The following is a 13,797-nucleotide window of genomic DNA, read 5'->3' as shown; positions in this document are numbered from 1 at the left end:
GCTCCTCTCACGCGAGGCGGCAGTAGGCATCGTACTCGGCGATGCTCTTCTTGGGTGCTGCTTGGAACTGACGAACCTGACGTCGTCCGGTGTCCGCGTCGGGCACGCGACGCGCGGTCTTCATGACCCAGCCGGTATCGGCCAAGGAGTTCCGCAAGACGTCCATCGGCTCTGCGTCACGGTCGTGGATGCCGCCGAAGCGGATGATGAGGCGAGCGTCCGATGCCGCCCGCTTGGCCACGTTCGTCCAAACGCGAGCCATTTCGGCAGAGAAGTGCATAGCTCCAGTGTGTTCGAGCTGGGCTTCGGGCTGGCGGTACTCGACGTAGTCGGGACCACCGAGGAACCAGAGTCGCAGCCACTGGTCTGGCAAATACGTGCGCATGCCGTAGTACGGCGGTGAGGTCACAACCCAGCTCGCCTTGGGCACGTTGCTGAATGTGTCGGCATCGCGGCTGTCGGCGAGCTGAACCATCCCTTCGACGTCCGGCGGGGGCTCGGCCAGGTAGCGTTCCGCGCGAGCCTTGATGATGGAGAGAACGTCGACCGCGTCCGGACGCAGGTTGCGCTCCGTCCAGAACTTCACGGCGTAGTTCGGCTTGGGCGCGAACGTCCTCGGTGACTGGTTCGAGAAGTAGGACGGCTTGCCCTTCGGACGCGGGCCGTGCAGGGCGCCCAGCACGATCGCACGCAGCAGCACGCGCGTCGGCGACGTGCAGTCTTTGAGCAGCTCCTCTCGCAGGTGGCACAGCTCGACCAACGTCTTCCGGTGATAGGCAAGCTTCCAGAAGCGACCGCTCGGCACGTCGGCGGGCTCCTTCGCAGCATTGAGGATCGCTCGGGCGCTCGCGACGACGTGCCCAGGACTCGCGTACACGAGCTTGGCCTTGGCGAGAGCGGCTGCGACGGGGCTGCTGTCGACGCCAACGGAGGGCATGCCGAGAAGCCGCGCCGCGAAGTTCGTCGTGCCGCGCCCGCAGAATGGATCAATGACCCACTCACCGGGCTTGCCGTGTCGCTTGAGCACCGCCAGCGGGAAGTCGAGTGGGTACATCGTGTAGTACGGGCACACCGCGTTCAGTGCATCGACGCTCATGGGATGGCTCCAGTCCACGGGCAAAGCGCAGACGACCGCGCACGCAGGGACACGCGGGCCTCGAAGGTGACGATGCAAGCCACTGGAGATAGCTCCTACCGCGCCGGGCGCCGGTGCAGGCTTCGCGTTTCCTCGGCTGACGCGAACGAAATCGCGGGCCACATGCGAGCGTTGCCGATGGTGGCACCATCGGTAGGGACGAGAGCGAGCAGGACTTCACGGAGTTTCTTGGCGTTCATCGACGTTCAAGTCCCTGCGGCGCGACGGCGGCGGCGCGGTTCGAAGCGTCAGTCATCCTGCCCCCCTGGCCGGAATTGCTGCGGGTCTGCGCGGCGATCCAAGTGTCGAGGTCCGCGCGCCGGAGGCGCCACTGCCCCCGCACCTTAAACTCTGGCAACTCCCCCGCTGCGCCATCGTGCACACGGTCCTGTCCGCGACCTTGAGCAAGGCCGCGACCTTCTTGAACTGCGAGTATCTCGTCGCTCATCCAGTGGGCGTTCCGGGGCTCGGATGGGGTCCGCTTCCAATGGTTGCCAAGGTACGGCAATGTCTTCTGCGGCACAACGCCGAACGCGAGCGCCGCGGGCCGGGTACTTGGAACTGCGCTACGGCTGCCCCCTCAGTCCCCACCCCCTGCGCCGCCGCACGAAGGCCATGGGCCTGCGCTGGAAGCGTCCGCGCTACGTCTTCTCGGAGAATGCGCCCCACCTGTCCCAAAAAAGGAGCGCTTGTCCGTAGGCTGAGACGGTTGCCCGAGGGCGCGGTGTAGGCCTGTCTCCTCAGCAGGCTTAAGCAAGGAAGGAGTTCTCTCCCGCCGTTTCTGGCTTCGTCCCTGTTTGTAAAGGAACCTTTGGCTACCTACTTAGAGTTCGCTTCACAACCCCGAGCAGAGAGCCTCGCTCCGCCGGGATCGTGCCTCCGCACGGGGGTTGTGAAACGAATTCTTAGTTCGGCCCCCGGGCTCAGCGCCCGAAGGTGCCCAGGTTCAGGATCGTCACGCTCAGGCCCCCGTCGAAGGTCGTCCCGGGCCCCACCCGCGTCCAGGCGTTGAGCCGCCAGCAGTCGCACGAGGGGCTGAAGGAGACGTTCAGCGTCTGGGAGAACAGCTCGGCCACATCGCAGCGCGCCGGATCCTTGCGTTGCACCTCGGCCGCGTAGCCGAGGTTCAAGCCGAACGGGAGGCGCGTCTCGGCGCCCAGCAGCACGCGGTCGATGGACTTGTTGACGAACGCGGCATCGCTCGAGCAGGACACCGCCGTTCCAGGGTCCGGGACCTGGGGCGCGAGGGGAGGAGGCAGCAGCATGTCGATGGGCCGGCGCACCTGCTCCGAGCTCGCCAGGGCCCGCTCGTACCCTGCGCTCACGCTCAACCTGTCCCGGATGATGCTCCAGCCGATCCTCGCCGACAGCTGGGTCAGCCGCTCCTCCGTCTCGGGGGTGAAGAGATCCAGCCGGCCCCGGGCCTCCGCCGTCACCGGACCCAGCACCGCCAGGATGCGCCCGGACGTCTCGCCCAACCGCCGCTCCAGGAAGTCCACGCCCTGCACCACGTCCAACCGTGCCAGCTCGCGCGTCCCCGTGGGCCCGGCTCGGGCGAGCAGCTTCTGGCGCAGCGCCACCTGTCCCTGGAAGAACCCGTTCTCGGGCACGGCGGCGTCCACCTCGTCATAGATCTGGGGCGAGCCCTGGCCGAAGACATGGGGCACCGCGCGCACCTCCACCGAGGGCAGGATGCTGTGGCGGAGCGCGTTGGCTCCCTCTCCGAACACCCGCGACAGCTCCGTGTCCATGTACGCGCCCACCATCCCGTAGCCCCGGTGGCTCGTCTCCCGGGTGACCTCGTAGAGGTAGAGGCTCTCGCGCACCGCCAGGTACGGGGTGAGCCGCAGCACACCGCCCAGGTCGAAGGTGGCGTTCACGCGTGGCATCACGTCCAGGCGCGTGCGGGCCTGACGCTCGCCCGGATCGAAACGGCCATTGCCCTGGGTGCCATCCGCATCCGGCAGCAGCGGCCAGTAGATGCCATCCGTGCCCTCGTCTCCCAACAGCTGGTCGAGCGGTGAGAGCCGGGACAGCTCCACCTCCACGCCACCGTTGAGCGGGCCGAGCAGCGGCCTCGTGGGCAGCGCGTACCGCAGCGTGGGCAGCTCCTGGAAGACGGTCGGGCGCGGGACGTCACCGGCGCCAAACAGGGAGTAGCCCCAGCGGATGTCCTGGCGGTAGGCGAGGGCGAGCCCCGCGTAATCATCCGTGCCCCGGTGGTACACCGTGGCCGTGGAGGGGACGTAATAGAACGAGCGGGCGAACGCGGAGTTGGTCGTGGTGTCCGCGAAGAGGAAGCCGTCCGAGAAGAGCTTCATGTCCGCCCGCGCGAAGAAGCCGTTGCCCAGTTTCTGCCGGTGCTCCAGCAGGCCCCAGCCGCGCAGTCCCCGCGTCGGCGCGCCGGGCGCGAGCACGTTGTAGTTGAGCGGATCCCGCTCGGGCTTCAGGTCGTAGATGAGTTGCGTCCACAGCCGGCCCTCCATCGCGGGATTGCCCTCGGGGCCGGCGAGGGGCGCGTACCGGAACTCGGTGGACAGGCGCGGGCCCTTCACGCCGAGCGAGCCCTGGGTGGGCTCCAACGGCTCGGTGCCGAACGCGTACCCCGGGGAGAGCGTGAGATCGTAGCTCCGCCCCAGCGTGAGGAAGAGCGGCTGGTCCAGCTGGAATCCGCTCAGGCCCGAGCCCGTCACCTCGGGCATGAGCAGGCCGCTCGCGCGCTGTGACAGGGGCAGGTAGACCCACGGCAGCAGGAGCACGGGCACGCCGTACACGTACACCGCGGGCAGGGTGAGGGAGGCGCTCTCGTCGGGCGTCAACTTCGCGCTGCTCGTGGAGATGCGCCAGGTTGGCGTGAGCACGTCGCAGTCACAGGGCGTGAAGGACGAACCCTCCAGCTCGTACGCGCCATCCTCCCGGATGTGCAGGCCCCGGGTGGAGAAGGAGAAGGCGTTCTTGCCCGCCTTCGCCAGTTGCTCGGCGGTCTCCATGCCGGCGAGCGCCTCCGGGCTGACGTTCTCCTTCTGGACGAAGGCGGCGCCCTCGCCGTTGGCGTTCTCGGCCGTCAGGGTGCGCCTCTGGCGATCCAGGGTGAGGTGCTCGGCGAAGCCCACCAGGCCGCGCATCACCAGCAGTACGTTCCCACGGGCCTCCGCCACCTGCGTGGTGTGGTTGTAGGAGATCTCATCCGCGCGGAGGACCGACGTTCCCGAGCGCAGCACCGCGTTCTTCCGGGCGACGACGAGGACGCCGGGTTCGGTCTCGACGCGCACGTCCCCCGTGAGTTCCACCGTTTCTCCCAGGAGCTCCCCGGGCGAGGTGGGTACCGGGAGCTGCCCGGCGGTGGTGGTGAGGGCGAGGGTGAGGAGCAGGCCAACCATTGAACCGGGCACTCAAGATCAACGCCGGTCCTTCGGCAATGGACTATCGCAGGCAGGCGCGCACTGTTTCCGGGCTGAAGGGCTTCTCGATGCACCTCGGGGCGTGCTGATCCACGAACGCGATGGCACGTGGCGTGAATCCGCCCGCCGTCATGAAGACCATGCGCTCGAGCAGCTCCGGGTACTTCGAGGCGATCACATCGTGCAGATCCATGCCCGTGAGCTCCGGCATCATGAGATCGCAGAAGATGACGTCATAACCCGTGTCGTGCGCCAGCAGCTCCAGGGCGCGCTTGCCGCTGGTGGCCCGCTCGATGGTGTGCGACGGGCCGATGGTCCGGGCGAGCGCCTCGAGGACCTCGGGCTCGTCGTCGATCATCAGCACGCGGCGGGCCCCTGGCTCTCCGGGGCGCCGCACGTGCCCCTCTCCGGAGGGCTCGGCGGCCACCGCCCTGCCCGCCACCGGAAGCAGCACGCGGAACGTGCTCCCCCGGCCCGGCGAGCTCTCCACCTGGAGCTGGCCTCCCATGCTGGTGACGATGCCGTGGCACACCGAGAGCCCCAGCCCCGTCCCCTCGCCAATGGGCTTCGTGGTGAAGAAGGGCTCGAAGAGGCGGGCGAGGTTCTCCGTGGGAATGCCGCACCCCGTGTCGCGCACCTCGATGGCCACCCACGCCTCCTGGTGGGGCCGGATGGTGAGCGTCACCTGGTTGCTCGATACCGCCCCCTCGGGGAGCGCCTGAGTGGCGTTGAGCAGCAGGTTGAGGAACACCTGGCCCAGGCGCGACTCGTTGCCCACCACGGCGGGCACCGGCGTGTAGTCGCGCAGGAGCTGGGCGCGCAGCCGCAACTGGTGCTCCGACATGGAGACGGCGAACTCCAGCGCCTCTCGCACGTCCACCGTCCCCAGCGAGTCGAACTTGCTGCTGGCGAACGTGCGCAGATCCCGGACGATGCCCCGGATACGCTCGGCGCCCTTGTGGGCCTGCTGCAGCGCGTCCTGTACCTCCTTCATCGTCTCGTCCAGCTCCCGCTCCGCGAGCTCCTCCAGCGCGAACGACACGTTGGCCAGCACATAGGAGAGGGGGTTGTTGATCTCGTGCCCGACGCCCGCCGCGAGCTGGCCCGCCGTGGCCAGCCGCTCGGCCTGGATGAGGGCGTTGCGCGTCAGATCCAACTCGGCGGAGCGGCGGCGCGCCTGCTCCTCGGCCTCCGTGCGGGCCTGGTGCTCGCGCGCGAGCAGCGCGTCCCGCTCCAGCTCGGCGCGGCGCCGCCGGGAGATGTCCTCGATGACGGCGATGAAGTAGTCCGGGGTGCCATCGGGCTTGCGCACCAGGGACACCGTGAGGTTGATCCAGATGAGCTCCCCGGACTTGCGGAAGTAGCGCTTCTCCATCGAGTAGGTGGAGCGCTCGCCGGCGAGCACCTCCTGGACCTGCTTCAAATCCGCTGCCAGGTCATCCGGGTGGGTGATGGCCTGGAACGTCAGCCCCATCATCTCCTGATGCGGGTAGCCGACGATGTCGCACAGCCGCGAGTTGACGCGCAGCCACTGGCCCTGGATGCCCACGTGCGCGAGGCCCACGGCCGCCTGTTCGAAGGTGGCCTGGAAGTGGCGCAGCAGCTCGTCGAGGGCATCGGACGACTGACCACGGGAGGTGTTCGACATGGGGGAGGAGGGCACGCTGTCCATGAGGGGGCTCAACGCGCCCATTCTAGGACGGGACCCGGGGCCCCGGTGAATGCCCCCGTGCTCGCAGGCACCCACCGTGAGTGAGACGCTTTGAGCCCGGAGTATCAACGCCGGGCTCCCTCCGGAGCGTCCGCCCGGACACGGGCTCAGTCGAGCAGGTGCAGGTTGCGCAGGATGAGGATCCCGGCCTGCACGGTGCTGACGTAATCGTTGAGGTGGCCGGCGCGGGCCAGCTCGCTCGCGTCGCGCACGCCCGTCTCGCTCAGCACCCGGTCCACCTTCTTCTCGCCCTGGTTGTAGGCCGCGAGCGCCAGGCGCCAATCCTTGTACCGGCCGTGCAGCGCGGAGAAGAGGGCCGCGGCGGCCTCCGTCTCGCGCGCCACGTCCAGCCGCTCGTCCACCTCCGCGTCCACCCGCAGGCCGTACTGGCGCGCCGTGGAGGGGATGAACATCCACACCCCCGCGCCCCGCATCCCCGGCGCCAGCGACGGCAGGTTCGAGGCCTCCGGCATGTTGGTCACCGCGGATTCGATCATCGCCACGGCCAGCAGGCCCTCGGGAAGCTTGCGGGCATGCAGCGTGCGGGTGAGCGCCTCGCGGTGGGTGCCCAGGTTGTCCAGGGCCTTCCTCATGAAGGCGCGGCCCTTGGGCGTGGTCACCAGGTGGTTGAGCTTCTCCACCACCTGCTCGTCCACCACCACCGGGATGTCTCCCTCGCGCTGGGAGGATTGGGCGAGCGCCTGGGCCTCGGCGAGCGTCACCGCGCGGCCGCGCGTGGCGCTCTGGGCCCAGAGGGCGAGCGGGACGAGGGTGAGGGCGACGGCGGCGACGAGCCCGGCGGTGCGGTGGGGACGGCTGGGACGCGGCTGGAACAGCATTTCGATCCTCCGTTTCGTGGGATGGGCCATGCCGGTGACTCCGGCGGGAAGGGGTGGGGCGTGGGTGGCGCGCAGCGCGGCCTCGAGCAGGCACCGGGCGTAGTCATGCGGGCAGGCCTTGCCGCCGCGGACGAGCGCCTCGTCGCAGGCGAGCTCCTGGCAGGTGGCGAGCCACCGCTCGAAGGCGCGCACCACGGGGTTCCAGAAGAAGAGGGCGCCGAGCGCCAGGCGCACGTAGGCGAGCACGGTGTCTCGCTGGCGGTGATGCTGGAGCTCGTGCAGCACCGTCAGACGCAGGCCCTGGGCGTCCTCCAGGAGGCTCGCGGGCACGGCCACCCAGGCGCTGGGGTGGGGCGCGCGCCGGGGAAACCAGGTGGAGAAGGCGGTGCCCTCGGTGTCGCGGAGCACCACGGCCACGCGGCCCACCTGGCGCAGGCGGGGTTGGGACTTGAGCCGGCGGATCAGCCGCACGTGCTGCCGGAGCTGCCGCGCGCAGTGCACCGCCGAGGCCGTGCCGAGCAACAGCGCCAGGGCCGTGCCCACGGGGAAGGACGCGGGCGTGCCGGGGCTCCGGGGGGCGGGGGCGGCAGGACGCGGGCTCCAGGCCGGCTCGGGCAGCCGCGTGGTGAGCCGGACCACGGAGCGCTCGAAGGTGAAGAGCGGACCGGTGGGCACCAGGCCTCGCACGGCCATGCACACGGGAGGAAGCAGGAGCGCCAGGGCCAGCGTGGCCCGCCCGGCCCTCAGCGTCTGCCGCGCCGACAGGGGCAGTCCCCACCGCCCCATGAGCGCCAGGGCGGCGCGCAGCAGCACGAAGCCCACCGTGAGGAGGACGGCCACGCTCACGTAGCCGGTGGCCAGTGCCCGCAGGGCGGTGCTCATGATTTCGACCCCTTCTTGCTCAACAGGGCACGCAGCTGCTCCACCTCCTCGGGCGAGAGCGGCACGGCCTCCACCAACCGCTCCACCAGCGCCGAGGGCGTGCCGTCGAACACCGTCTCCACCAGGTGGCGCACGCTCTGGACCTCATAGGCCTCGCGCGGCAGCAGCGCCGAGTACAGGTGCCCCCGGCCCACCTTCCGGCTCTGGAGCACTCCCTTCTGCTCCAGGATGCGCAGCACCGTGGACACCGACGTGTAGGCCAGCTTGCGCTCCGGCGGCAGCGCCTCCAGCACATCCGTCACGGCCACCTCGCCCTTGCGCCAGACGATGTGCATCAGCTCCAGCTCCACCGGCGTGAGCGGCTTGGACTCCTCGTGTTGCGGCGGTTTGGACACGCTCCGTCACCTCCCGGAGCACAAGCTACTAAAGCCTTAGTTGGTTCGCAACTAAGGTTTTAGTTGTTCAGATCCAGAATGTTCCCCCACCGCCAATATGAGGAGGGAGGGGGAGTACCCGATGCATGACATCCGCCATCAGATTCAGGGAAGCCGGGAAAAGCGGGAGCACATGAGCGGATGGATGGAGTGGTCCCACTCCCCCTGGAATGCCGGGAGCCATCTGCTGCTGCAGGCGCTCACGGAGGTGCAGACGGAGTTCATCCAGGGGGGCGAGGTGCCCCAGCTCTTCGGCAAGCTGCTGCCGGTGCTGTTGAAGCTGACGGGCAGCGGGGACGGCTTCATCGGCGAGGTGCTGAGCACGTCCGAGGGCACGCCCTTGCTGCGTACCCTCGCGCGCACCTACATCGAGCCCTCCCACCTCGAGACGCTCTTCGAGGCGGTGATGAAGAGCGGGGAGCCGGTGGTGTCGCGTGGCTTCCTGGGGTTGCCCCTGCGCTCGGCCACGGAGCTGGTGGGGGTGGTGGGGATCGCCAACCGTCCGGAGGGCTACGACGAGGGAGTCATCACCTTCCTGCGGCCCTTGCTGGCCACGTGCTGCGCCATCCTCCACGGCGTGCGGGGCGAGCGGCGGCGGCGCCAGGCGGAGGAGGAGCAACGGCGCTCGGCGGAGAGCTTCCGCACCCTCATCGAGCGCAGTCCGGAGGCGATCTTCATCCACCGGGAGGGCACGGTGGTCTTCGCCAATTCCGCGGCCGCGGGCCTGCTGGGCCATGCAGGCGGGACGTCGCTGCGGGGCCGGCCCATCGCGGAGCTGGTGCAACCCGGGAGCGAGGCCGGGCTCATCGAGCCGTCCCCCGTCAGCGCACCCCACGAGGTGCTCTTCCGGCACCACGAGGGCCGGCGGGTGCTGGGCGAGGTGGTGACGATTCCGCTGCGGTTCGATGGGCAGCCGGCCACGGTGTCCATCGCGCGCGACATCACGGAGCGCCGGCAGGTGCAGGAGAAGCTGATGGCCGCCGAGCGCATGGCGTCGTTGGGGACGCTGGCGGCGGGCGTGGCGCATGAGATCAACAACCCGCTGTCATACACGCTGAGCAACTTGAACTTCATGGAGGACGAGCTGTCGGCGATGGCGGGCTCGGGCGAGGGGCTCGAGGGGGCGCGGGGGCAGGAGGTGCGGGAGGCGCTGAAGGAGGCGCTGTCCGGCGGCCAGCGCGTGGTGGACATCGTGAAGGATCTGAAGACGTTCTCGCGGGGAGGCGACGAGCGGCGGGGGCCGGTGGACATCCAGGCGGTGCTGGACCTGTGCGGGAACATGGCGTGGAGCGAGATCCGCCACCGCGCGAGGCTGGTGAAGGACTACGGCGGAGTGCCACCGGTGCAGGCCAACGAGTCACGGTTGGGGCAGCTCTTCCTCAACCTGCTCATCAACGCCGCGCAGGCGATTCCGCACGGGGACGCCGGGGGGAACGAGATCCACGTGTCCACGAGGTACGAGGAGGGGCAGGTGGTGGTGGCGGTGAGGGACACGGGAGTGGGGATTCCGGAGGAGAACCTGGGCAAGCTGTTCCATGCCTTCTTCACCACGAAGCCGGAGGGAGTGGGCACGGGGCTGGGCCTGTCCATCTGCCACGGCATCATCACGGAGCTGGGCGGGCGCATCGCGGTCCAGAGCGAGCCGGGAAAGGGGACGACGTTCCAGGTCTTCCTGCCGGTGCTCCCTCTCCCTCTGGGAGAGGGCGGGGGGTGAGGGTCGTCACCTGACCAGTAGGTCCGCGAAGGCGTGCCCCCGGACAATGCGCTGCCACTGCGCCCATTTCCCCTCGCCCTCCGGGAGAGGGACGGGGTGAGGGTGCCACGCATCCCGGGTTGAACCCGTGTCCACACCGTGGTCCACGGGTTGGAAAACGGGCCCGGATACCCTCACCCCGTCCCTCTCCCGAGGGGAGAGGGGATATGGGTCACTCCCGCTCACGAGGCTCGCGGCGGAGCACGGACAGCACGCTGTGGTGCTCGTCGGTCCAGAGGATGAGCGGCGCCTCGTCCCGGGCCTCCAGGCGGTACACGCGGGCGGCCGAGCCGGTGAAGGTGGGGCCCTGGGAGAAGCCCGCGTCCGGAGCGAGTATCACCCACGCGCTGCGCAGCCTGTCTCCCTGGCTCTTGTTGATGACGAGCGTCGCGTGCATGCCGGAGTCCCGGGCATGCGCGAGCGTGACGGGCAGCAGATCCAGGTGTGAGCTGCTGATGTGCAGCGCCAGCACGCCCCGGGGAGCCAGATGCGCGCGGTAGAGCGCCACGGCCTCGCGCGTGAGCAGGTGCATGGGAATGGCGTCCGAGCTGAAGACATCCAGAGCGAGCACGTCGAAGCCCCGAGCCTCGCCGCGCTCCAGCTCCTGCTCCAGGGAGATACGGGCGTCGCCCCGCACCACCTCCACGCGGGCGGGCGTGTCGCGCAGGTAGCTGAAGTAGCCGCCCTCGCCCTGGGCGAGCGAGATGACAGCCGGGTTGATCTCATAGAAGCGCACCGAGTCGGCGGCCTGGGCGAGCGCGGCGCTCGTGCCCACGCCCAGGCCCAGCACGCCGATTCTCAGGGCCGGTGACCCCGAGGCCTCGTGCAGCCGTCGTTGCTCGGCGATGGCCAGTCCCAATCCGCTGTCCGCGGTGAAGTAGGCCGTGGGCCTGCTGCGGCGCGAGGACTCGGCGAGCTGGAATCCGTGCGTCGTGGTGCCGTGCTTGAGCGAGAACAGGTGCCGCTCCGGGTCTCCCGCGCCGAGCTCCAGCACCTGCACCACACCGAAGAAGTTGCGCACGGTGACCCGCACCTCGCGCCGGATGTCCAGCAGCGACACGCCCAGCCCCATCACCGCCGAGGCGAGCAGGAACACCCGGGCCATTCTCCCCAGCCGTCCCAGGACGCCCTCGTGGGGCGAGGGCGATAGCAGGGGAACCAGTGCCACGACACAGCTCGCGGCGAGCGCCAGCGGGTACTCGCTGTACGTGTTGAAGACGTGCGGCGCCACCAGCCCGACGAACACTCCGCCGACGACACCGCCCGCGGACACCAGGAGGTAGAAGGCGCTCAGGTGGCGCGGGGTTGGGCGCAGGCGGTACAGCTCTCCGTGGCACACCATGCAGCCGGCCAGCAGCGCGCCGCCGTACGCGAGGAGCTGGAAGGACAGCGGCCAGTGGGGGCCCTCGAAGAAGGCACGCAACACACCGCCCACCGAGACGATGAGCAGGGGCACCCACACCGCCCGGCGGTAGAACGCCTCGCGCTCGAAGGTGAGGATGAAGGTGAGGAGGTAGATGCCCAGGGGCACCACCCAGAGGAAGGGCCCGGCCGCCACGTCCCGCGAGAGCTGGTTCGTGGTGGCCAGCAGCAGCACCGACGCACAGGCGCTCAGCCCGAGCCACGCCAGCGAGTGCCACGGATCCGGCCGCCGCGAGTCCCCGGTCTCGCCCGGAGCCTGCTCCGGAGTCTGCCCGGGAGGGGTTGCCTCCGCCCGCTTCCACACGTCCCACGCGCAGGCGGCGCACCCGGCGGCGAAGATCAGGAAGCCCACGCCCCACACCCGTCCCTGTGCCGAGCGGGACAGCGCGGGCTCGATGAGGAAGGGGTAGCCCAGCAGCGCGAGCAGCGAGCCGGCGTTGGACAGGGCGTAGAGCCGGTAGGGCGAGACCCCCGGCCGCGCGCGGCTGAACCAGCTCTGCAGCAGGGGCGCGGTGGTGGACAGCACGAAGAAGGGGAACCCGAGCGAGACGGCCAGCATCGCCAGGAGCCGGCCGGTGAGCAGCGCCTCGGTGCCGGTGGAGCGCCACTCGGGCCCGGGGGCCACCGGGGAACCCATCATCAGCGCGCGCGCCCCGAGCGCCCCCACCGCGAGCACGAGCAGGCCCAGGTGCAACTGGACCTGCCGGCGGGGAGGGAGGCGCGTGGCGCTCGCGTGCGCGTAGGCATAGCCCGCGAGGAGCGCGCCCTGGAAGAACAGCATGCACGCCGTCCACACGGCGGGTGTGCCGCCGAACCAGGGCAGCGCGTACCGGCCCGCCAACGGCTGGACGCCGAACAGCAGGAAGGCACTGAGGAAGAGCGTGAAGGCGTAGCGGGCCATGGAGGAGCGGCGGGCTCAGGCGGTCCGGGCGGCCGGGTACGGTTCGGCCTTCATCCGGAGGCTCTTGGGGCCGCGGATGAGGAATGCCTGGTTCCAGGGGATGGTGCCCTCCTGGCCCGGGGCGAACGAGACGCGGCGCACCCGGCGGAAGAGCTCCTCGAACACCACCCTGGCCTCGAGCCGCGCCAGCGGAGCACCGATGCAGAAGTGGATGCCGTGGCCGAAGGAGCTGTGTCCCTGGGCTTCCCGCGTGACGTCGAACCGGTCCGGCTCGGGGAACCGCCGCGGATCCCGGTTGGCGGCCCCCAGCAGCAGCAGGACGCGCGAGCCCTTGGGAAGGGCCTGGCCGGCGATCTCCGTGTCCTCCATCACCAGCCGGACGAGGGCCTGCGCTGGACTGTCGTAGCGCAGCATCTCCTCGATGGCGTTGGGGAGGAGCGAGACGTCCGCCGCCAGCCGCTCACACTCGGAGGGGTGCCGCAACAGGGCCACCATGCCGTTGCCGATCAGGTTGGTGGTCGTCTCGTTGCCGGCGACGAGCAGCAACCGGGTGAAGGCCATGATGTCCAGGGTGGAGAGGAAGCCGCCCTCGGACTCGCTCGCCTCGACGAGGGCGCTGATGAGATCCTGGCGCGGCTCGCGGCGGCGGCTCTCGACGACGGCCTCCAGGTACGCATGGAACTCCAGGAGGCTGTCCCTCAGCCGGCCCAGCTCCTGGCCCATACCCGTCATGGAGGTGGTGCGCAGGACGTCATCCGACCAGCGCTTGAAGTCCAGGCGGCGCTCGGGCTCCACGCCGAGCATCTCGGCGATGACGATGACGGGCAGCGGCGTGGCCAGCTCCGCGATCAGCTCGAACTCCTCCCGGGCGAGCATGGCGTCGAGCAGCCCGCCGCAGATCTCCCGGATGCGCGGCTCGAGCTCGGCCACGCGGCGGGGGGTGAAGGCGCGGCCCACCAGGTTGCGCAGGCGCGTGTGCAGGGGCGGGGCCGAGGTGAGGAGGCTGTTCTCCACCTGGAAGAAGCGGAGCACGTCCTCGCCGATTTCCCTGGGCATCATCGCGCCGGGCGCCATCAGCTTCGAGGAGAACAGGAGCGGATTCTTGAGGACGGAGGCGATGTCCTCGTGACGGGTGAGGACGTAACACCCCCTCATCAGGGAGGGGACGAACTGGATCGGCCCGGCCTCTCGCAGGGAGGCGTAGAAGGGGTAGGGGTCGAGGGTGACCTCGGGGGTGAGCTGGGGGGCGAGGGAGGACATCGATGCTCCGGACAGGGGGGCCTGGAGTATGGCTGGCGGCGCTCGGCACGCAACCGGAG

The 13,797-nt window shown here is 69.7% G+C and carries 8 protein-coding genes; 1 reads left to right on the top strand and 7 read right to left on the bottom strand.

Annotation, left to right across the window (positions count from 1 at the left end; all coding sequences use genetic code 11):
* Positions 1-7: 7 nt before the first annotated feature.
* The 5 genes from BO221_RS15320 to BO221_RS15300 form a co-directional block, all read right to left on the bottom strand.
* Complete coding sequence (locus tag BO221_RS15320; protein ID WP_073561179.1) at positions 8-1,096, bottom strand: DNA methyltransferase; 1,089 nt, start codon at positions 1,094-1,096, stop codon at positions 8-10.
* Positions 1,097-2,058: 962 nt separating this feature from the next.
* Positions 2,059-4,515 carry an LPS-assembly protein LptD gene (locus BO221_RS15315; protein WP_073561178.1) on the bottom strand — a complete coding sequence of 819 codons (2,457 nt, stop codon included), beginning with the start codon at positions 4,513-4,515 and terminating at the stop codon, positions 2,059-2,061.
* 43 nt (positions 4,516-4,558) lie between these two features.
* Positions 4,559-6,208: an ATP-binding protein gene (locus tag BO221_RS15310; protein ID WP_073561177.1), complete on the bottom strand. Its 1,650-nt coding sequence runs from the start codon at positions 6,206-6,208 to the stop codon at positions 4,559-4,561.
* A 146-nt stretch (positions 6,209-6,354) separates the two neighbouring features.
* Positions 6,355-7,968, bottom strand: coding sequence for a M56 and MltD domain-containing protein (locus BO221_RS15305; protein ID WP_073561176.1), 1,614 nt, complete (start codon positions 7,966-7,968; stop codon positions 6,355-6,357).
* Positions 7,965-8,363 (bottom strand): BlaI/MecI/CopY family transcriptional regulator, encoded by a 399-nt coding sequence (locus tag BO221_RS15300; protein WP_073561175.1) that lies wholly within the window; start codon positions 8,361-8,363, stop codon positions 7,965-7,967. Before BO221_RS15300 ends, BO221_RS15305 begins: the two co-directional genes overlap by 4 nt.
* A gap of 172 nt (positions 8,364-8,535) precedes the next feature.
* Between BO221_RS15300 and BO221_RS15295 the strand changes: the two genes are divergently transcribed.
* Positions 8,536-10,116 (top strand): ATP-binding protein, encoded by a 1,581-nt coding sequence (locus tag BO221_RS15295; protein ID WP_233166019.1) that lies wholly within the window; start codon positions 8,536-8,538, stop codon positions 10,114-10,116.
* A gap of 211 nt (positions 10,117-10,327) precedes the next feature.
* Here the strand turns inward: BO221_RS15295 and BO221_RS15290 are convergent, their stop codons facing one another.
* Together BO221_RS15290 and BO221_RS15285 are read right to left on the bottom strand one after the other, a co-directional pair.
* Positions 10,328-12,478, bottom strand: a complete 2,151-nt coding sequence (locus BO221_RS15290; RefSeq protein WP_073561173.1) for a spermidine synthase — start codon at positions 12,476-12,478, stop codon at positions 10,328-10,330.
* A 15-nt stretch (positions 12,479-12,493) separates the two neighbouring features.
* Positions 12,494-13,738, bottom strand: coding sequence for a cytochrome P450 (locus tag BO221_RS15285; RefSeq protein ID WP_073561172.1), 1,245 nt, complete (start codon positions 13,736-13,738; stop codon positions 12,494-12,496).
* Positions 13,739-13,797: the final 59 nt, after the last annotated feature.

Source organism: Archangium sp. Cb G35, from assembly GCF_001896145.1.
In the GTDB taxonomy this organism is placed as follows: Bacteria; Myxococcota; Myxococcia; order Myxococcales; family Myxococcaceae; genus Archangium; species Archangium violaceum.
This window is presented reverse-complemented; position numbering and strand designations above follow the sequence as displayed.